Genomic DNA, 19790 nt, shown 5'->3' with positions numbered 1-19790 from the left:
GCCGCCCTACTCATCACCACCCGCGCCCGACTCATGAACAGCATCACCACACCCGGCGCCATGATCGCGCTACAAGCCACCCGCGACGAAGCCGAGGCGTTGATCGCCGACCACGCGGGAATCTCGATCGCCGCCGTCAACACCCCCCACACCGCCGTCATCAGCGGCGACCGCGACACGTGCGAACAACTCGCCACCCGGTGGCGCGACAACGGACGCAAAGCCACCCACCTGAAGGTCAGCCACGCCTTCCACTCACCCCACATGACCACCATCGCCGACCACTTCCGGTCGGTGGCCGCCGAACTCACCTACCGACCGCCCACCATCCCGGTCGTCAGCAACGTCACCGGGCACCTCGCGACAGCGGACCAGCTCACCGACCCCGACTACTGGGTACGCCACATCCTCGCCCCCGTCCACTACGCCGACGGCATCACCACGTTGCACGACCAGCACGGCGTGCGCACCTTCGTCGAACTCGGACCCGACGCCACGCTCACCACCCTGCACACCCACACCCGACCCGAGGCACTCGCCGTGCACGTGCTGCACCGGGAACGCGCCGACCAGCACACGCTGCTCGCGGCCGCCGCCACCGTCGATCCCCGGCCCAGCGGCGACCACCCCCACCTGGACCTGCCCACCTACCCGTTCCAGCGCAGCCGGCACTGGCTGCGGACCACCGTGGACCCCGCGCCGGCCCGCCCGCCGGTCGAGGTGGCCGGCGGGCACCCGCTGCTCGGCGCGCCGCTGGACGTGGCGGGGACCCCCGGACGCTGGTTCACCCGGACCGTGCTCCCCGACCGGCTCCGCTTCGTCGACCAGCACCGGCTGCTCGGCACGGCGGTGTTCCCGGCGACGGCGCTCGTCGAGTGGGCGCTCGCCGCCGCCCGGGCCGACTCCCCGGACCCCCGGTGGACCATGGCCGGGATCACCTTCGACGAGTTCCTCCGCTGCGCCGACGGGGTCACGCTCACCCTCCAGGCCACCGCCGAGCCGGACGGCCGGGTGCGCTGCTTCAGCCGCCCCGCCGGCGAGCCGTCCGAGCCGTGGGCGCAGCACGTCACGGTCACCGCCGTACACCCGGGCACCACGCCGCCGCCGCCCCGGCTGCATCTGGCCGGCGTACGGGCCGGGATGGCGGCCGAGGACCTCGACGGGTTCTACGACCGGCTCTGGCGGATCGGCGTCGAGTACGGGCCCGGCTACCGGGCGATGAAACGGCTGCTGCGCTCCGGTGACGAGGCCCTCGCCCTGATCGAGGTGGACGAGGCGGAGCGGGACGGCGACGGCTGGCTGCTGCACCCGATGGTCCTCGACGCCTGCCTGCACGTCGGCGCCGCCTTCGGGGTGAGCGAGGACGACTTCTGGCTCCCGGCCGGCGTCGACCGGATCGAGGTGTACGACCGGCTGCCCCGCCGGGTCTGGTGCCGGGCCCGGTCCCGGGGCGTGCCCGAGGGCGGCGAGCGGGCGATGGACCTGGACCTGGTCACCGCGCTCGGCGAGCCGGTGGCCCGGCTGACCGGCGTCCGGCTGCGCGCGCTGCCGCGTACCCTCGTCACCGCCCTGGCCGGGTCGCGGCCGCAGCGCTACGACGTGGCGTGGGAGGCGCTGCCGGGCCGGCCGGCCCGGCGGGCCGAGGTGGGCCCGCGCGACACCTGGCTGGTCTGTGGCCGGGACGCCGAGGTCGTCGCGGACTGGCACGCCCAACTGCTCGGCCTCGGCTGCGCCGCCGCCGCGCTGGTGCTGGCCGACGGCGCCCGGGTGCCGGCGACCGCCTCACTGGGCGGCGGGACCGTGGCGGTGGACCCGGCCGACGAGGCGGCCCTGGCCCGGCTGGTCGACGCCGCCCGGGTGGCGGGCGTCAAGCTGCGCGGTCTGCTGCTGCACGGCGCGGCCGCCGACGACGCGGAACCCGCCGACGCCGCCTACCGCGCCGCGCGGGACGGGCTCGCCGTGCTCCGCCAGGTCCTGCGGGGGTACGGCGACGACGCGCCGGACGTGGTGCTCTGCACCGCGGGCGCGGAGGCCCCGACCGGGGACGGCGTGCCGGCGCCGGCGCAGGCGGTGCTCGGTGGGCTGACCCGGGCGGTGCTGACCGAGCACCCGCACCTGCGCTGCGTGCAGGTGGACCTCGACCCGGCCGGCCCCGCGCCGGCGCTCTCCACCGTCCTCGACCGGGTCGCCGAGGCCGACGGCGCCACCCACCTCGCGGTGCGGGACGGCGCCTGGTACGAGGCAAGGCTGCGGGAGCGGGACCTGCCGGCGCCCGGCGCCGGCCCGGTGCTACGCGCCGACGCGACGTACCTGATCACCGGTGGCTTCGGCGGGCTGGGGCAGGCGGTGGCCGGGTGGCTGGCCGACCGGGGGGCGACGCACCTGGTCCTGCTCGGCCGGCGGGTGCCGGCGGCCGAGCCGCCGCTGCTGGCCGCGCTGCGCGAACGGGGCGTACGGCTGCGCTGCCTGGCGGCGGACGTGGCGGACGGCGACGCCCTGGCGGCCGCACTGGCCCGGCTCGCCGAGGACCTGCCCCCGCTGGCCGGCGTGGTGCACGCGGCCGGCGTGGTCGACGACGCGGCCCTGGCCGAGCAGGACTGGGACCGGTTCCGCCGGGTGCTGGACCCGAAGGTCCGGGGCGGCTGGCACCTGCACCGGGCGACGGAAGGTCTGGATCTCGACTTCTTCGTGCTGTTCTCCGCGTTCGGCGCGCTGGTCGGCTCCGCCGGGCAGGCCAACTACCTGGCCGCGAACGCCTTCCTGGACGCCCTGGCACGGCACCGGCAGGCGCACGGCCTGCCGGCGACCAGCGTCGGCTGGGGACCGTGGGCGCAGGCCGGCATGGCCGTCGACCAGGAGGTGCTGGGCCGGCTGGCCGCGCTCGGCCTGGACGCGCTGCCCACCGCCGAGGCCCTGGCGGCGCTGGGCGCGCTGCTCGCCCCGCCCGCCGGGGAGCCGGCCAGGCCGGTGGTGGGACTGGCCCGGGTGGACTGGCGCCGATCGCTGACCGCGGCGGGCCGGACCCGGCCGTACCGGCTGCTGGCCGGGGTGACGCCGGCCGACCTGGCCGGCGGCGGCGCGGGCGACGACGCGGCCGGGCCGGACCTGGGCCTGCTCGCGCTGACCGACCCGGTGGCGGCCCGCGAACTGGTGCTGGCCGGGCTGCTGGAACGGGTGGCGCTGCTGCTCGGGCTCAGCGCCGCCGACCAGGACGCGATCCGGCCCACCTTCGCCGGGACCCGGCTGAACGAGCTGGGCCTGGACTCGCTGACCACGGTCCGGCTGCGCCAGCGGCTGCTGGTCGACTACGCCGCCGACGTGCCGCCCGCGGACCTGTTCGGCGGAGGCACGGCGGCGGAGGTGGCGGAGCTGATCTGCCAGCAGCTGACCCTGCGCAGTGTCGTCGCCGCCGATGACGACGACTTCGACGACGAGGACGCCGAGGTGCTGACGCTGTGAGCGCGAGGAGTGAGCCGATCTTGCGAGCCCCGCGGTCGCGAACCGGGGAGGCGCGGTGAGCGCGGACGGTCCGAACTGGAGGAAGGGTGTTGCGGTGAGCGGAGCCGACGAGGGTACGGGCGGCGTCGCCGCCCTGGTGGCCGACCTGGCCCGGAGCGACGTGCGGCTGAAGCTGGCCGGCGACGACCAGCTCAGCGTGAGCGCGCCGAAGGGACGCCTCTCGCCGGAGCTGCGCGAGCGGATCACCCGGCACCGGGCGGAACTGATCGGCTGGCTGTCCCGCGGCCGGACGGCCGCCGAACCGGCCGCGGCGCTGCCGGAGATCACCCCCGACCCGGCGGCCCGGCACGAGCCGTTCCCGCCGTCGGACATCCAGATGTCCTTCCTGGTGGGCAGCCGGGAGGGGCTGGAGTACCACGTCCGGCCGCACCAGTACATGGAGGTGGACTTCCCGGAGCTGGACCCGGACCGGTTCACCCGGGCGCTCAACGCGGCGGCCCGGCGGCACCGGCACAGCCTGGTCGTGGTCCGCGAGGACATGATGCTGGAGACCGTCCGCGACCCGGCGCCGATCCCGGTCGAGGTGATCGACCTGCGCGGGCTCGACGAGGCCGGGCAGGGGGCCGGCATCGAACAGACCCGGGTCGCCATGCAGCGCCGGGAACTGCCGCTGGACCGCTGGCCGTGGCTGGACGTCCGGCTCTCCCTGCTGTCCGGCGGACGCGTCCGCATGCACTGGAACAACAACAACTTCTTCAGCGACGCCCCCGGCACCGGCCGGTTCCTCAAGGACCTGCTGCACTGTTACGACCAGCCGGATGAGCCGCTGCCGGAGCTGACGCTCAGCTACCGGGACTGCGTGCTGGCCCTCGCCGAGCTGGAGGAGTCGCCGCTGGGGCAGACGTCGAAGCGGTACTGGCTGGACCGGATGGCCGACTGGCCGACCGCTCCGGAGCTGCCGCTGGCGCCCGGCTCGGACACCCGGCGCCGGTCCCGCCTGGAACGCCGGGAGCACGTGCTGTCGCCAGCCCGGTGGGCGGCGTTCACCCGGCGGGCCGCCGCCCGGGGGCTGTCCCAGACCAACGCCCTATGCGCCGTGTACGCCGAGGTGCTCGGGGCGTGGAGCGGATCCCGGCACTTCCTGATCAACAACATGAACACGCACCGGCTGCCGCTGCACCCGCAGATCGGCGAGGTGGTCGGCAACTTCTCCTCGCTCTACCCGCTCGAGGTGGACTGGCGGGCCGGCGGCCCGTTCCGGGAGCGGGCCCGCCGGTTGCAGGCCCAGGTGCTGTCGGACATGCAGCACGTCTACTGGAGCGGGGTCAAGGTGCTCCAGGCGGTCAACCAGCTCCGCCGCACGCCGGGCCGGGCGGTCTGCCCGTACGCGGTGGGCAGCGCGCTCTTCGTCGGGCAGACCGACCGGCCGGTGTACAGCCTGTTGGAGACCCCGCAGGTGCTGCTCGACTGCGAGTTCTGGGAGCAGCGGGACGGCAGCATGTGGACGGTCTGGGACGTGCTGGAGGCGATGTTTCCGCCGGGGCTCATGGACGACATGCTGGCCGGCTACGGGGCGGTGCTCGACGCGCTCGCCGACAGCGACGAGGCCTGGGACCTGGAGACGTTCGACCTGCTCCCGGCCACCGACCGGGAGCGCCGGGCCCGGCTGAACGCGCCCGGGGCATCCGCCCCGGCCGGGCTGCTGCACGCCCCCCTCGCCCGGCAGGCGGCCGAGCGTCCCACCCGGCCGGCGGTGGTCGCCGGGGACGCCACGCTCGATTACGCCACGCTGTACCGGCGGGCCGGTCGGCTCGCCGCGCGGCTGCGGGAGACCGGCGTACGCCCCGGCGACCTGGTGGCGGTGGCCGCCCGGAAGGGCTGGCCGCAGCTCGTCGCGGTGCACGCCGTGCTGCTGGCCGGCGGGGCGTACGTGCCGATCGATCCCGGCTGGCCCGCCGAGCGGATCGGCTGGCTGCTGGCCGACACGAAGGCCGCCGCGGTGGTCACCGACGCGGACAGCCGGGCGCCGCTCGCCGGCGCGGCGTCGGCGCCGATCGTGGTGGTCGAGGACGCCGTCGACGACGGCCCGACCCTCGGGTACGCGCCGCTGCGCGAGCCGGACGACCTGGCGTACGTGATCTACACGTCGGGGTCCACCGGCCGGCCGAAGGGCGCGATGCTGGACCACCGCGGGCCGCTGAACACGGTGATCGACGTCAACGCCCGGTACGGCGTCACCGAGCGGGACGTGCTCCTCGGCCTCTCCTCGCTCTGCTTCGACCTGTCGGTCTACGACGTGTTCGGGGCCGCGGCGGCCGGCGCGACGCTGGTCCTGCCGGACCCGGCCCGGCACGACCCGGCGTCCTGGCTGGCGCTGGCCCGGGAGCACGGGGTGACCGTCTGGAACTCGGTGCCGGCGCTCATGCAGCTACTCGTCGAGGACGCCGAGACGACCGGGGTGCGCCTGCCCGACCTGCGGCTGGTGCTGCTCAGCGGCGACTGGATCCCGGTCACCCTGCCGGACCGGATCCGCGCGGTCGCGCCGCGCGCCCGGGTGGTCAGCCTCGGCGGGGCCACCGAGGCGTCCATCTGGTCCATCGCCCACCCGATCGAGCGGGTCGACCCGGACTGGGTGAGCATCCCGTACGGGCGGCCGCTGACCAACCAGACCTGGCACGTCCTGGACGAACTGGACCGGGACGCCCCCACCTGGGTGCCGGGGCACCTGCACGTGGGCGGGGTCGGGGTGGCGCTGGGCTACCTCAACGACCCGGAGCGCACGGCCGCCGCGTTCGGGTCGCACCCGGTCACCGGGGAGCGGCTGTACCGCACCGGCGACCGCGGCCGGTACCTGCCCGACGGCACCATCGAATTCCTCGGCCGGGCCGACTTCCAGGTGAAGATCCAGGGCTTCCGGGTGGAGCCCGGCGAGGTGGAACACGCCCTGCTGGAGCACCCCGACGTGGGCGGTGCGGCGGTGGTCGCCCGGACCTCCGGCTCCGGGCGGCAGCTGGCCGCGTTCGTGGTCGGACGGGACGGCGGGGACCGGCCCGACCCGGTGGCGGTCCGCGAGTTCCTCGCCACCCGGCTCCCCGCGTACCTGGTCCCCGCCCACGTGGTGGTCCGGGACGCGCTGCCGCTGACCGGCAACGGCAAGGTGGACCGGCGGGCCCTGGAGACCGTCGACCTCGCCGACGGCGACGGCGAACGCCGGCACGTGCCGCCGCGCACCGCGACCGAGGTGGCGCTCGCCGGAATCTGGCGGGAGATCCTCCGGGTGGAGCGGCTCGGCGTCGAGGACGACTTCTTCGACCTGGGTGGACAGTCCTTCGCGGCGCTGCGGGTGGTCGGCCAGATCGCCCAGCGGCTGGGCCGGCGGGTGCCGCTGGGCGCGCTGCTGGAACGGCGCACCGTGGCCGGGCTGGCCCGCTGGCTGGACGCCGCCCCGGCGGACTGGTCGCCGCTGATCCGGCTCACCGGCGAACCGGCCGAGACCGGCGCCCCGCCCTGGGTGCTGGTGCACCCGGCCGGCGGTGACGTGCTCTGCTACCGGGACCTCGCCGCCCGGCTGGACCGGGACTGCCTCGCCCTGCAGGCCCCCGGGCCGGCGGTCGGCCGGGAACCGGTGGCCGACCTCGGCGAACTGGCCCGGCTCTACCTGGCCGCGCTGCGCCGGGAGCAGCCGCACGGCCCGTACCTGCTCGGCGGCTGGTCCTCCGGCGCGGTCATCGCGGCGGAACTCGCGTGCCGGCTGGAGGAGGCCGGCGAGCGGGTGCGACACCTGGTGGTCGTCGACGCCCCCGCCCCGCTGGCCCCGCAGCGGGTGGCCGACACCGACATCCCGCTGTGGTTCCTGGAGGACCTGGACCGGGGCTTCGACCCCGGCCTGGTCACCCCCGAGCAGCTCCGCGAGCTGGCCGCGCTGCCCGCCGAGGAGCGGCTGGACGGGGCGGTGCGGCTGGCGGCCAAGCAGGGCGTGCCCGTGGACGACCTGGGCGGCGGCACGCTGGCCGCCACGTACGCGGTCTTCGACGCGGTGGTGCGGGCCTGCGCCGGGCACCGGGCAGGGCGGGTCGACGCCGACGTCACCGTGCTGCGGGCCCGGGACGGCCGGGTCAGCGAGTTCGCCGGCCACCCGCACGGCGAACGTCCCGACTGGGGCTGGGCCGAGCTGACCGGGGGGCGGCTGGCGACCGTGCCGGTCCCCGGCACCCACCACACCGTGCTCACCGCCGTCGGCGTGGAGCAGGTCGCCGCCGCGCTGAACGCGGCGACCCGCGACTGACCCCTGTCCCCCACCGACGGTCCGACCGGGCCGCCGTTCCCCGTCCACCGCGCGACCGGCGGCGGTGGCCGACCCGCCCGTGAAGAGGAGGTCCCGATGGCCCGCCAGTGGAAGGTCCTGCTGGTCACGTCCGTCGCCGTGATGATGGCGCTGTTGGACGTGACGATCGTCAACGTGGCGGTGCCGGCCCTGGCGGCCGCCTTCCCGGGCAGCTCGCTCAACGACCTGTCCTGGGTGCTCAACGCGTACAACGTGGCCTTCGCCGCGGCGCTGATCCCGGCCGGGCGGCTGGCCGACCGGTGGGGCCGGCGGCGGGTGTTCCTCGCCGGGGTGGTGCTCTTCCTGCTCGGCTCGGCGGCGTGCGGGCTGGCCCCCGCAGTGGGCGTGCTGGTCGCGGCGCGGTGCCTGCAGGCGCTCGGCGCGGCGGCCATCATGCCGACCTCGCTCGGCCTGCTGCTGCCCGAGTTCCCGGTGCACCGGCGGGCCACCGCGATCGCGCTCTGGACCGCCACCGGCACGGTCGCCGGGGCCGCCGGCCCGTCCCTCGGCGGCGCGCTGGTCGCCTGGCAAGGCTGGCGGTGGGTGTTCCTGGTGAACCTGGCGATCGGGCTGCCCGGCCTGCTGGCCGCGGTCCGGGTGCTCCGGGAGACCCGCGACACCACGCCCGGCCCGTTCCCGGACGTGGTCGGCGCGCTGCTGCTCGGCGGCGGGGTCGGCACGCTCGCCCTGGCCGTGGTCCGGCTGCCCGACTCGGGAGCCACGTCGGCGGCGTTCGGCGGCACCGTCGCCGTCGGCGCCGCCCTGCTGGCCGCCCTGGCGATACGGTCGGGCCGGCACCCAGCCCCGATCATCGAGCCGGCGCTGGTACGGATCCGCTCGTTCAGCGTCGCCAACCTCGGGTCGCTGGTCTTCGCCGCCGCGATGAACGCCCTGCTGCTGTGCAACGTGCTCTTCCTGACCCAGGTGTGGCGCTACGACAGCCTGACCACCGGCGGCGCGCTGACCGCCGGCCCGGTCGCCGCCGCCGCGTTGGCCCCGCTGGTCGGCCGGCTCGGCGACCGGTTCGGGCCCCGGGCGGTGGCGCTGCCCGGCGGGTTGTTCTTCTGCGCCGGCGCGCTGCTGTTCGCCCGCGCCCCCGGCCAACCGAACTTCCTCGCCGACTTCCTGCCGGCGGCGGTGCTGATCGGCGCGGGCGCGGCGTTCAGCTTCCCCGGCTTCGGTCACGCCGCGTTCGCCGAGTTCCCCCGGGCCCGCTTCGCCACCGGCGTGGCCATCGCCTCGTGCCTGCGGCAGGTCGGCGCGGTCCTCGGCGTCGCCGTGCTGATCACCGTGCTGGACGACGGCAGCGCCTCGCTGGCCGTGTTCCACCGCGCCTACCAGGTGATCGCCACCGGTGGACTGCTCGCCGCCGGGGTGGCGCTCACCCTCGGCCGGGTGCACGCCCGGGACGTGGCACACGTCCCGGCGACGCAGCCCGCCCCCGGGACGCGGCCGGCCGGCGTCCCGGCCGCCGGGACGGCGGCGCAGACGGCCGGGACGCAACCGGTCACGGGCGCGACCGACGGATGGGCGGGGTAGTCGGCCGGCGGCACGGCGCCCGGCATGAACCCCCATCCTCACGAGAATCCACCCCGTTGCAACAACCACTTGAGCCCAAGGGCGCCGGACAGCGCCGCTTGCGGCAAGGCGAGTAGATCAACGTCAGGCGGACGGGCGCCGGCGGTCTCTGGGGCCGGCGGCAGGACCAGCTAGCGCGGTGACCGGCCGAGGCACGGCCGGCGGGGGCCGGGCCGGGCGGAGGCACGGCCAGCCGAAGCGTGGCCGGCGGGTGGGGTTACCGGTTGGTCGGTGGTGCGGCCAGCCATCGGCACGGCTGCCCGTTGAACCAGGCCGTCCGCCAGGCCTGCTGCAGCGCGGCAACCAGCCGGCCGCCGAGATCCGGGGCGGCCCGGCCGGTGATCGGGGCGGTGAGTCCGGCCGCCACCGCCGCCAGCTCAGTCCAGGTCGGCTCCGCCGGGGCGACCCGGACCCGGTGGCCGTGCCGGGCCGTCCAGGCACGGACGGCCGGCCGACACGCGGTCTGCTCCCCGGCGGCGAGCACGTGCAGCCGCCCGTCCGAACGGCCGTCGGCCACCGCCGCGAGGAAGTCGGCCAGCGACGGCGGCGCGGCCTCCGCAGTACCGGCGGGGCCGGTACCGGTCAGTGCCGCGACGACCGCACCCAGGCAGATGGACGAGCTGGCGGACCCGGCGGATGTGGGGCCGGCGGGGCCGGTACCGGTCAGTGCCGCGCCGTCGGACCCGGCGGACGCCGGGCCGGCGGCGAGGACGAGCAGGCAGTCGCGGTGGTCGCAGTGCAGTCCGACCAGTTCCGCGCCGGCCAGCGGCAGGTCGGGCAGCCCGGGCAGGCGGAACCCGGCCGGCTCGGCCGGGCGCAGGCCCCAACGCCGCCAGACCCGGGCCACCGTGCCGTTGGAGACGCCCAGCTCGACGCCGAGCGCCCGGCTGGACCAGGCGCCACCGCCGGGCGGGCGGGTGGTCAGCGTCCGCAGCACCACGTCGGCGTCCCGCACCCGGGGTCGGCGGCCGGGGCGTACCCGGTCGCGCAGGCCGGGCACCCCCTCCTCGGCGTAGCGGCGCAGCCAGGTGGCCACGGTGGGCGGGGTGGTGGCCAGCCGGCGTGCCGTCTCGGCCTGCGAGAGGCCGGCGGCGGCGGTGAGCACGATGGCGGCCCGCAGCGGCTCCCCACCGCGGCGGTCTCCCCCGGACAGCGAGACGAGAATCTTCCGGTCCTCCGGTGAAATGGCGATCGCCCGTTCCTGAGCCGCTTGCCCCATTTATCCAACCCCCCGGGCTAATATGCACACGTCGAGAGTGGACGGTATGGTCGCGCTAATTGGACGGTCAATGCGGCCGGCGCGGCTAGGGGGCGAACGAGCAGCTCAACCGGCACGATAAGGGGATCGGATACGCGCCGTAGGGGGGTCTTTCAGCGCTGCGTGACGGCGTTGTCCCGGTACCCCGGAAACGCACCCCACAAATTGATGTGTCGTAAATATCTTTACCTTTTCCGTATGGCTTTGGCAGCGCCGTACGTCGCACGATGGTGGCACCTGCTCGGCGGTTTTCGAGGAGTCCGGGATGTACGACGTGATCGTCGTCGGTGCGCGCTGCGCCGGTGCCACCACCGCGATGCTGCTGGCGCGGGCCGGGCATCGGGTGCTGCTGCTGGACCGGGCGAGCTTCCCCAGCGACACGATGTCCACCCACTACGTCCACCCGCCGACCATTGCCCGGCTGGCCGGCTGGGGCCTGCTGGACCGGCTGCGCGCCAGCGGCTGCCCGCCGCTGGAGGTGTCCCGGTGGACCCTCGCCGGGGTGCCGGTCGCCGGCTGCGCGCCGCCCATCGACGGCATCCGGGCCGGCTACGGTCCACGCCGCTTCGTGCTGGACACCCTGCTGGTGCGGGCGGCCGAGGCGGCCGGCGCCGAGCTGCGCGAGGAGTGCAACGTCACCGACCTGCTCTGGAACGGCGACCGGGTGGTCGGGATCCGGGCCAGGGGACCGCGCGGCGAGTTCACCGAGCGGGCCCGCGTGGTGATCGGCGCGGACGGGCTGGACTCGGTGGTGGCGAAGAAGGTGCAGGCGCCGAAGTACGAGGCGGTGCCCTCGCTCTGCTGCGTCTACTACACCTACTGGAGCGGGTTCACCGCCGACTACGAGGTCTTCGTCGACCACCGGCGCCTGGTCGGGGCGGTGCCGACCAACGACGGGCTCGTCATGGTCGTCGTGCAGGCGCCGCGCGAGGAGTTCGAGGAGGTCCGCAAGGACATCGAGGGGTCGTACCTCCGCTCGCTGGCGCTGGCCGCGCCGAGCGTGCTGGAACGGGTCCGGTCCGGCCGGCGCGAGGAACGCTTCGTCGGCACCGGCCGGCTGCCCAATTTTTTCCGCCGCGGCAGCGGGCCGGGCTGGGCGCTGGTCGGCGACGCCGGCTACCACAAGGACTCGATCGGGGCCAACGGCATCAGCGACGCCATCGCGCACGCCGCGCTGCTGGCCGAGCACCTGTCGCCGGCGCTGGGCGGCGCGCAGCTGGTGGACCGGGCGCTGGTCGACTACACCGTGCGGCGCGACCGGGAGTCCCTGCCCACCTACCACTTCAACCTGCAGGCGGCCCGGCTGCGCCCGGCCGACGAGCTGCTGGACGTGCTCCGGGCGATCCAGGGCGACCAGGAGCAGATGGACCGCTTCTTCGGCTTCATCGCCGGGATGTACGGCTGGACGGAGTTCGTCGACGGGGTGGCCACCGCCCTGGGGACCCCGGCCGGCGCCCCGGGCGCGCCGGCCGGATGACCACCGCCCCCCGCCGGCGGCCGCGCCGGCGCCCGTCCCGCCCCGACGACCCGACACCTGGCAGGAGAGATCATGACGGCGCCTGACCTACTGTCCGAACTGCACCGGCGCGGTGTGCGGCTGCGCCTGGTCGACGACCGGCTGGACGTCCGGGCCGCCGCCGGCGCGCTCACCCCGCAGCTGCGCGAGGAACTGCGCGAGCACCGGGACGCGCTGATCGCGCTGCTGCGCCGGCTGTCCGACGGCGGGACGCCGCAGGAGATCGTGCCCCGGCCGCAGGAGCGGTACGAGCCGTTCCCGCTGACCGACATCCAGCACGCCTACTGGGTGGGCCGCAATCCGGCGCTGCAACTGGGTGGCGTCGCCACCCACTACTACTTCGAGCTGGACGGGCTCGACCTCGACCCGGCCCGGCTGGCGGAGAGCCTGCGCAAGGTGATCGACCGGCACGACATGCTGCGCGCGGTGGTCGACCCGGACGGGCGGCAGCGGATCCTGCCCGAGGTGCCGCCGTACGACCTGCCGGTGGCCGACCTGCGCGCGGCGCCCGAGGACGAGCGCCGGGCCGCGCTGGCCAAGACCCGGGTGGAGATGGGGCACCAGCTGCTGCCGCCGGACCACTGGCCGCTGTTCGACCTGCGCGCCTCGCTGCTCGACGAGCACCGGATCCGACTGCACGTCAGCATCAACGTGCTGATCATGGACGCGTTCAGCCTCCAGCTGCTGTTCCGCGACTGGCGGCGGTTCTACACCGACCCGGACTGGTCGCCCGAGCCGCTGCCGCTGTCCTACCGGGACTACGTCCTGGCCGAGGAGGCGGCCCGGGGCGGCCGCGAGTACCGGGCCGCCGAGGCGTACTGGCGGGACCGGCTGGAGGGCCTGCCGCCCGCGCCGGCCCTGCCGCTGCGCGCCGGCGCCGTCGGCGGCCCCGGCGGCGGGCCGGTGGAGTTCGTCCGGCGCAGCGCCCGGCTGCCCCGCCCACTCTGGGACGCCCTCAAGGCGACCGCGCAGCGGTACGGGGTCACCGCCTCGGTCGCGGTGATGAGCGCGTACGCGGAGGTGCTGCGCACCTGGTCGCGGCAGGCCGACTTCACCCTCAACCTCAGCCTGTTCAACCGGCGGCCGCTGCACCCGCGGATCGGCGAGATCATCGGCGACTTCACCTCGGTCACCCTGCTCGCCGCCACCGCGGTCCCCGGGGAGTCGTTCGCCGACCGCGCCCGGCGGCTCAACCGCCAGCTCGTCGAGGACCTGGAGCACTCCGCGTTCAGCGGGGTCCGGGTGCTGCGGGAGCGGTCCCGCCGCCTGGGCGGCGGGCCGGGCGCGGCGATGCCCGTGGTGTTCACCAGCGCCCTCGCGCTCGGCGACCGGGAGCAGCGGACGCCGGACTCGCGGTTCTTCGGGGAGTTCGGCCACGGCATCAGCCAGACCCCGCAGGTGTGGCTGGACCACCAGGTCACCGAGGAGAGCGGGGACCTCTGCCTGGACTGGGACGCGGTGGAGGCGCTCTTCCCGGCCGGGCTGCTCGACGACATGTTCGACAGCTACCAGGCCCTGTTGCGCCGGCTCGCCGAGGAGGCCGCGAGCTGGGACGAGGTGGACGCCCCGGTGCCGTTGCCGGCGCACCAGCTGGCGCAGCGGCGGCGGATCAACGAGACGGCCGCCGACATTCCCGCACGTACCCTCTGCGACCTGGTCGAGGAGCGCGCGGCCGCGCAGCCCGGCGCGCCCGCGGTGATCACGCCGGACGGCGGCCTGACCCACGGCGAGGTGGTCGACCGGGGCCGCCGGCTGGCGGTCCGGCTGCGCGAGCTGGGCGCGACCACCGGCCAGCTGGTGGCGGTGGTGCTGGACCGCTGCGCCGAGCAGGTGCCCGCCGTGCTGGGGGTGACCCGGGCCGGGGCCGCGTACCTGCCGATCGAGCCGGCCTGGCCGGAGGCGCGCCGGGCCGACCTGCTCGACCAGGGCGGGGTGCGGATCGTGGTGACCACGCCGCGGCTGCGCGACGAGCTGGCCTGGCCGGCCGGGCTGCGCCTGGTCACCCTGGACGACCCGGAGGTGCGGGCCGCCGACCCGGCCGCGGCCGGTCCCGGGCCGGCCCCGGACGACCTGGCATACGTCATCTTCACCTCCGGCTCGACCGGCCGGCCGAAGGGCGTGATGATCGACCACCGGGGCGCGGCCAACACGGTGCAGGACGTCAACGCCCGCTTCGGCGTCACCCCGGCCGACCGGGTGCTGGGGCTGTCCGCGCTCAGCTTCGACCTGTCCGTCTACGACGTGTTCGGCGCCCTCGCGGCCGGCGCCGCCGTGGTGCTGCCCGCGCCCGGCCGGGCCGCCGACCCGGAGCACTGGGGCGACCTGGTCCGCCGGCACCGGGTCACGGTCTGGAACTCCGTGCCGGCGCTGATGCAGGCCTGGGTGGACGCTTCGGCCGCGCACCCCGACCCGGCCGGCTCGGCGCTGCGGGTGGTGCTGCTCAGCGGCGACTGGATCCCAGTACGGCTGCCCGACGCGATCCGGGCCCGGCACCCGCGGGCGGCGGTGCACAGCCTGGGCGGCGCCACGGAGGCGTCGATCTGGTCGATCCACCACCCGATCGGCGTGGTCGGCGCCGACTGGACCAGCATCCCGTACGGGCGCCCGATGGCGAACCAGACCATGCACGTTCTCGACGGCCGGCTCCACCCCTGTCCGGTGTGGACGCCGGGCGAGCTGTGGATCGGCGGGACGGGCGTGGCGCTGGGCTACTGGGCCGACCCGGCCCGCACCGGGGAGCGGTTCATCCGGCACCCGGTCACCGGCGAGCGCCTCTACCGCACGGGCGACCTCGGCCGGTGGCTGCCCGACGGAACCATCGAGTTCCTCGGCCGCGACGACGACCAGGTGAAGCTGAACGGCTTCCGGATCGAGCTGGGCGAGATCACCGCGGCGCTGTCCCGGCAACCGGGGGTGGCCGAGGCGGTGACCGTGGTGGACACCAACCCGGGCACCGGCCGTCGCCAGCTCGTCGGTTACGTGGTGCCGGCCGACCCGGCCGCGCGGGTGGCCGCCGAGACGCTGCGCGCCGGGCTGGCCCGGGTGCTGCCCGAGTACATGGTCCCGCACCACTACCCGGTGCTGGACCGGATCCCGCTGAGCGCGAACGGCAAGGTGGACCGGGGCGCGCTGCCGTCGCCGTGGAGCGGGCCGGACCCGGCCGGGCACCGCGCCGCCCCCGGCGACGAGGTGGAACGGGCCATCCTGGCGATTTGGCAGGAGGCGCTGGGCCGGGACGACTTCGGGGTGACGGACAACTTCTTCGAGCTGGGCGCCGACTCGCTGCACGCGGTCCGGATCCTGGGCCGGCTCCGCGAGGAGTTCGGCATCGAGCCGGACGCCGACGAGGGCCTGCCGATGCTGTTCGACAGCCCGACCGTGGCGGAGCTGGCCGAGACCGTACGCGGCCTGCTGCGGGAGCGGGCGTGAGCCCGGAGGCCGGCTGGGACGACGTGGTGGTGGGCGCCGGTTCGGCCGGCGCCACGCTGGCCGCCCGCCTCTGCGAGCAGGGCGGGCGGCGGGTGCTGCTGCTCGAGGCCGGCCCGGACCGGACCGGCGGGGACGGTGGCCCCGAACAGCTCGGCCGGCCCACGCTGGCCGGGCTGAACTGGGAGTACGAGACGGCCGACGGGGACCGGCCGGTGCCGTACCGGGTGGGCCGGGTGGTGGGCGGCTCGTCGGCGGTGAACGGCGCGATCGCGCTGCGCGGGCTGCCGGCCGACTTCGACGAGTGGGCCGCCGCCGGCAACCCGGAGTGGGCCTGGTGGAAGGTGCTGCCGTACTTCCTGCGGATGGAGACCGACCACGACGTGACCGGGCCGGAGCACGGCGACCGGGGACCGGTCCCGATCCGCCGGCTGACCGCCACCACGCCGATCAGCGACGCGTTCGTGGACGCCTGCCGGCAGCAGGGGCTGCCGCCGGTGGCGGACCTGAACGCCGCGCCGACGCCGGGGGTGGGGCGGCTACCGACGAACTCCTGGCAGGGCCGCCGGATGGGCACGGCCGAGACGTACCTGGCCGCCGCGCGGGACCGGGCGAACCTGACGATCTGGCCGGACGCCACCGCGCTGCGGCTGTTCGGCGACGGGTCCCGGGTCACCGGGGTCGAGGTCCGGCGCGGCGGGCGGACCGTCCGGGTCCGGGCCGACCGGGTGACGCTCAGCGCCGGCGCGGTGAACACCCCGCTGCTGCTGCAGCGCTCCGGCATCGGGCCGGCGGACCGGCTCGCCGCGCTCGGCGTACGGCCCTGGGTGGACCTGCCGGGGGTCGGCGCGAACCTCAGCGACCACCCGCTGCTCGGTATCTGGGCGGTGCCCCGGGCCGGGCTGTGCCGGGCCGGCGACCCGTGGCACTCGATGGTGGCCCGGGCGGCCAGCGACGGGGTCGACCCGGACCTGATGGTCTTCCTCAACTGCAACGTGGCGCCGGAGGACGTGCCCACCCTCGGGCCGATGCTGCGCGGGCGGCCCGGCGTGTCGGTGGCGGTGATGCTGATGAGCACCGACTCGCGGGGCAGCGTCGGGCTGCGGGACGCGACCCCGGACAGCCCGCCGGAGATCCGGCTCCACCTGGCCCGGGAACCCCGCGACGAGCAGCGGCTGATGATCGGTACCCGGCTGGTCTGGTCGCTGCTGCGGGCGCCGGCGATGGCCGGGCTGCTGGAGCGGGTGCTGCTCTGGACCGACCGGATGGTGGCCGAGGAGCCGCTGCTACGCCGGGCGGTACGCACCTTCGTCGCGCCCTCGTGGCACCCGACCGGCACGGCCCGGATGGGCCCGGCCGACGACCCGGGCGCGGTGGTCGACCAGTTCCTGCGGGTGCACGGGGTGGACGGGCTGCGCGTGGTGGACGCCTCGGTGTTGCCCACCGTGCCGCGGGCCACCCCCAACCTGACCTGCGTGATGCTGGGCGAGCGGGCGGCCGACTGGATGTCCTGATCCGGTCACCGGTTGACAGCGATCTGTGCGGGCTCTGCCAGCACCGGTTGCGAACCTCGCCGCATGAGTGACGCCTTCCAGGCCCAGGGCCTGGTCAAACGATTCGGCAAGACGGTGGCGCTGGACGGCATCGACCTGTCCGTGCGCACCGGTGAGGTGCACGGCTTCCTGGGCCCCAACGGGGCGGGCAAGACGACCACGATCCGGGTCCTGCTCGGCCTGCTGCGGGCCGACGCCGGCACGGTGCGGCTGCTGGACGGCGACCCCTGGCGGGACATCACCCGGCTGCACAAGCGGCTGGCGTACGTGCCGGGCGACGTGAGCCTCTGGCCACGGCTCTCCGGCGGGGAGACCATCGACCTGCTCGGCCGGCTGCGCGGCGGGCTGGACCCGGCCCGCAAGGCGGAGCTGCTCGACCGCTTCCAGCTCGACCCGCGCAAGAAGGGCCGGGCCTACTCGAAGGGCAACCGGCAGAAGGTGGCCCTGGTAGCGGCGTTCGCCTCGGACGTGGAGCTGTTCATCCTGGACGAGCCCACCTCCGGCCTGGACCCGCTGATGTCCGAGGTGTTCAACCAGTGCGTCAGCGACGTCCGTCGGGAGGGCCGCACGGTGCTGCTGGCCAGCCACATCCTCGGCGAGGTGGAGAAGCTCTGCGACCGGGTCAGCATCATCCGGTCCGGGCGGATCGTGGAGACCGGCTCGCTGAGCGAGCTGCGCCACCTGACCCGCACCACCATCCAGGCCCGGCTGGGCCGCCCGGCCGCCGGCCTGGGCGAGCTGCCCGGCACCCACAACGTCACCGTCGACGGTGACCGGGTCAGCCTCCAGGTCGACCCGGACGCGCTGCCGGAGGTGCTGCGCCGGCTCGGCGAGTACGAGGCGCGCGAGCTGGTCAGCCAGCCGCCCACGCTGGAGGAGCTGTTCCTGCGCCACTACGACGTCGGCCCGCACCGCAGCGGCGAGAAGGTCGGTGCCCGATGAGTGAGCTGGTCGGCACCGGGCGCCTGGCCCGGCTGGCGCTCCGCCGGGACCGGATCGGCCTGCCGGTGTGGATCCTGCTCGCGATCAGCCTCGCCGCCGGCCCGGCCAAGTCGCTCGCCGACGCCTACGCGTCGGTGGAGAAGCAGCGCGAGTACGCCGAGGGCGTGGGCAGCAACCCGGCGGCCGCGGTGTTCAGCGGGCCCAGCGTCGGCGTCGACCACCTGGGCGGGATCGTGGTCAAGGAGAGCGCGGTCTGGGTGCTGCTGCTGGTGGCGATCACCAGCATCATGCTGGTCACCCGCTACACCCGCAGCGAGGAGGAGAGTGGCCGGGCGGAGCTGGTCACCGCCGCCGCCGTCGGCCGGCACGCCCGGTTGGCCGCCGCCCTGCTCGTGGTCGGCGTCGCCGACCTGCTGATCGGGCTGGGCGCTGCGGCCGGGCTGATGGGCGCCGGGCTGTCCGGGGCCGGCTCGCTGGCGTACGGGCTGGGCGTGGCCATGGTGGGCTGGGTCTTCGCCACCGTCGCGGCGGTCACCGCGCAGCTGGTGGAGGCCGCCCGCACCGCCAACGGGATCGCCCTGGCGGTCTTCGGCGGCACGTTCCTGCTGCGTGGCATCGCCGACTCGGCCTCGGTGGCGAACGACGGCACCGGGGGCGTGCGGCAACTCGCCTGGCTCTCCCCCACCGGCTGGTTCTACCAGCTCCGGCCGTACGCCGGGGAGCGCTGGTGGGTGCTCGGGCTGGCCGTGGTCGTCGGGGCTGCGCTCACCGGCGTCGCGGTGGCGCTGAGCCGGCGGCGGGACATCGGCGCAGGCCTGCTGGCAGCGCGGCTCGGCCCGCCGGCGGCGCCGCCCGGCCTGGCCACCCCGCTCGCGCTGGCCTGGCGGTTGCAGCGGGGCGGCCTGATCGCCTGGGCGGCCGGGGTGGCGGTCGGCGGGGCGGTGCTCGGCTCGCTGGCCCACGACATCACCGACATGGTGGGCGACAACGCCACCGCCGCGAAGGCGATCCGCCAGCTCGGCGGCGCCGACGTGCTGGTCGACAGCTACCTGGTGTGGGTGCTGCGGATCCTCGGCCTGGCCGCCGCCGCGTACGCGGTCTCGGCGGTGCTGCGGCTGCGCTCGGAGGAGTCCGGGCTGCGGGCCGAGCCGGTGCTGGCCGCCGCAGTGACCCGCACCCGGTACGCGCTCAGCCACGTGCTGGTCGCGGTGGCCGGCGTGGTGGTGCTGCTGCTCACCGCCGGCCTGGTGGTCGGGCTGGTGCACGGGGCGCGCTCCGGCGACGTGGGCGGCGAGCTGCCCCGGATGCTCGGCGCGGCGCTGGTGCAGCTGCCGGCCGCGCTGCTGCCGGCCGCGCTGGCCGCGGCCCTGTTCGGGCTGCTGCCCGGCGCCACGCTGGTGGCGTGGCTCTTCGTCGGGGCGATTCTGCTGATCGCCCAGCTGGGCCCAGTGCTCGAGCTGGACCAGTGGGTCATGGACGTCTCCCCGTTCACCCACCTGCCCCGGCTGCCCGGCGGCGACGTGGCCGCGATGCCGCTGGTCTGGCTGGGGGTGCTGGTGTTGCTGCTGGGGGCGGCCGGCCTGGCCACCTTCCGCCGGCGCGACCTGGACACCGCCTGATCACCGCTCACCCCCCGGATCGGGGGGGGGGGGGGGGGGGGGGGGGGGGGGGGGGGGGGGGGGGGGGGGGGGGGGGGGGGGGGCGGAGGGGGGGGGGGAGGGGGGGGGGGGGGGT

The 19790-nt window shown here is 75.9% G+C and carries 9 protein-coding genes; 8 read left to right on the top strand and 1 reads right to left on the bottom strand.

Translation table 11 applies throughout. The annotated features are described in order from the left end of the window. The 3 genes from ACZ6S5_RS33450 to ACZ6S5_RS33440 form a co-directional block, all read left to right on the top strand. On the top strand, positions 1-3459 hold a 3459-nt coding region (locus ACZ6S5_RS33450; protein WP_466006289.1), incomplete at its 5' end, for an SDR family NAD(P)-dependent oxidoreductase. Positions 3460-3553: 94 nt separating this feature from the next. Then, positions 3554-7744, top strand: a complete 4191-nt coding sequence (locus ACZ6S5_RS33445; RefSeq protein ID WP_466006288.1) for a non-ribosomal peptide synthetase — start codon at positions 3554-3556, stop codon at positions 7742-7744. A gap of 96 nt (positions 7745-7840) precedes the next feature. Then, the gene (locus tag ACZ6S5_RS33440; protein ID WP_466006287.1) at positions 7841-9322 is read left to right on the top strand and encodes an MFS transporter; all 1482 of its coding nucleotides are present in this window, start codon (positions 7841-7843) and stop codon (positions 9320-9322) included. Between the two features lie 256 nt (positions 9323-9578). Here ACZ6S5_RS33440 and ACZ6S5_RS33435 read toward each other — a convergent pair whose 3' ends face one another. Next, positions 9579-10580 (bottom strand): helix-turn-helix domain-containing protein, encoded by a 1002-nt coding sequence (locus ACZ6S5_RS33435; RefSeq protein WP_466006286.1) that lies wholly within the window; start codon positions 10578-10580, stop codon positions 9579-9581. Positions 10581-10884: 304 nt separating this feature from the next. On the opposite strand from ACZ6S5_RS33435, the gene ACZ6S5_RS33430 reads away from it, so the two are divergent. The 5 genes from ACZ6S5_RS33430 (at position 10885) to ACZ6S5_RS33410 (ending at position 19675) form a co-directional block, all read left to right on the top strand. Continuing rightward, positions 10885-12096, top strand: coding sequence for an NAD(P)/FAD-dependent oxidoreductase (locus ACZ6S5_RS33430; RefSeq protein ID WP_466006285.1), 1212 nt, complete (start codon positions 10885-10887; stop codon positions 12094-12096). A 72-nt stretch (positions 12097-12168) separates the two neighbouring features. Next, a complete protein-coding gene (locus tag ACZ6S5_RS33425; protein WP_466006284.1) occupies positions 12169-15564 on the top strand; it encodes a non-ribosomal peptide synthetase in 3396 nt (1131 codons plus the stop codon). Continuing rightward, entirely contained in the window at positions 15561-17075 is a 1515-nt protein-coding gene (locus tag ACZ6S5_RS33420; RefSeq protein WP_466006283.1) for a GMC family oxidoreductase, read from the top strand. Before ACZ6S5_RS33425 ends, ACZ6S5_RS33420 begins: the two co-directional genes overlap by 4 nt. 63 nt (positions 17076-17138) lie before the next feature. Next, complete coding sequence (locus ACZ6S5_RS33415; protein WP_466006282.1) at positions 17139-18056, top strand: ABC transporter ATP-binding protein; 918 nt, start codon at positions 17139-17141, stop codon at positions 18054-18056. After that, on the top strand, positions 18053-19675 hold the full coding sequence (locus ACZ6S5_RS33410; RefSeq protein ID WP_466006281.1) for an ABC transporter permease: 1623 nt from the start codon (positions 18053-18055) through the stop codon (positions 19673-19675). The genes ACZ6S5_RS33415 and ACZ6S5_RS33410 overlap by 4 nt, the downstream gene beginning before the upstream one ends. Positions 19676-19790: the final 115 nt, after the last annotated feature.

The organism is Micromonospora sp. NPDC051924 (genome assembly GCF_055586005.1).
Note: the sequence above shows the minus strand (reverse complement) of the source record. Positions and strands in the feature narration are given on the sequence as shown.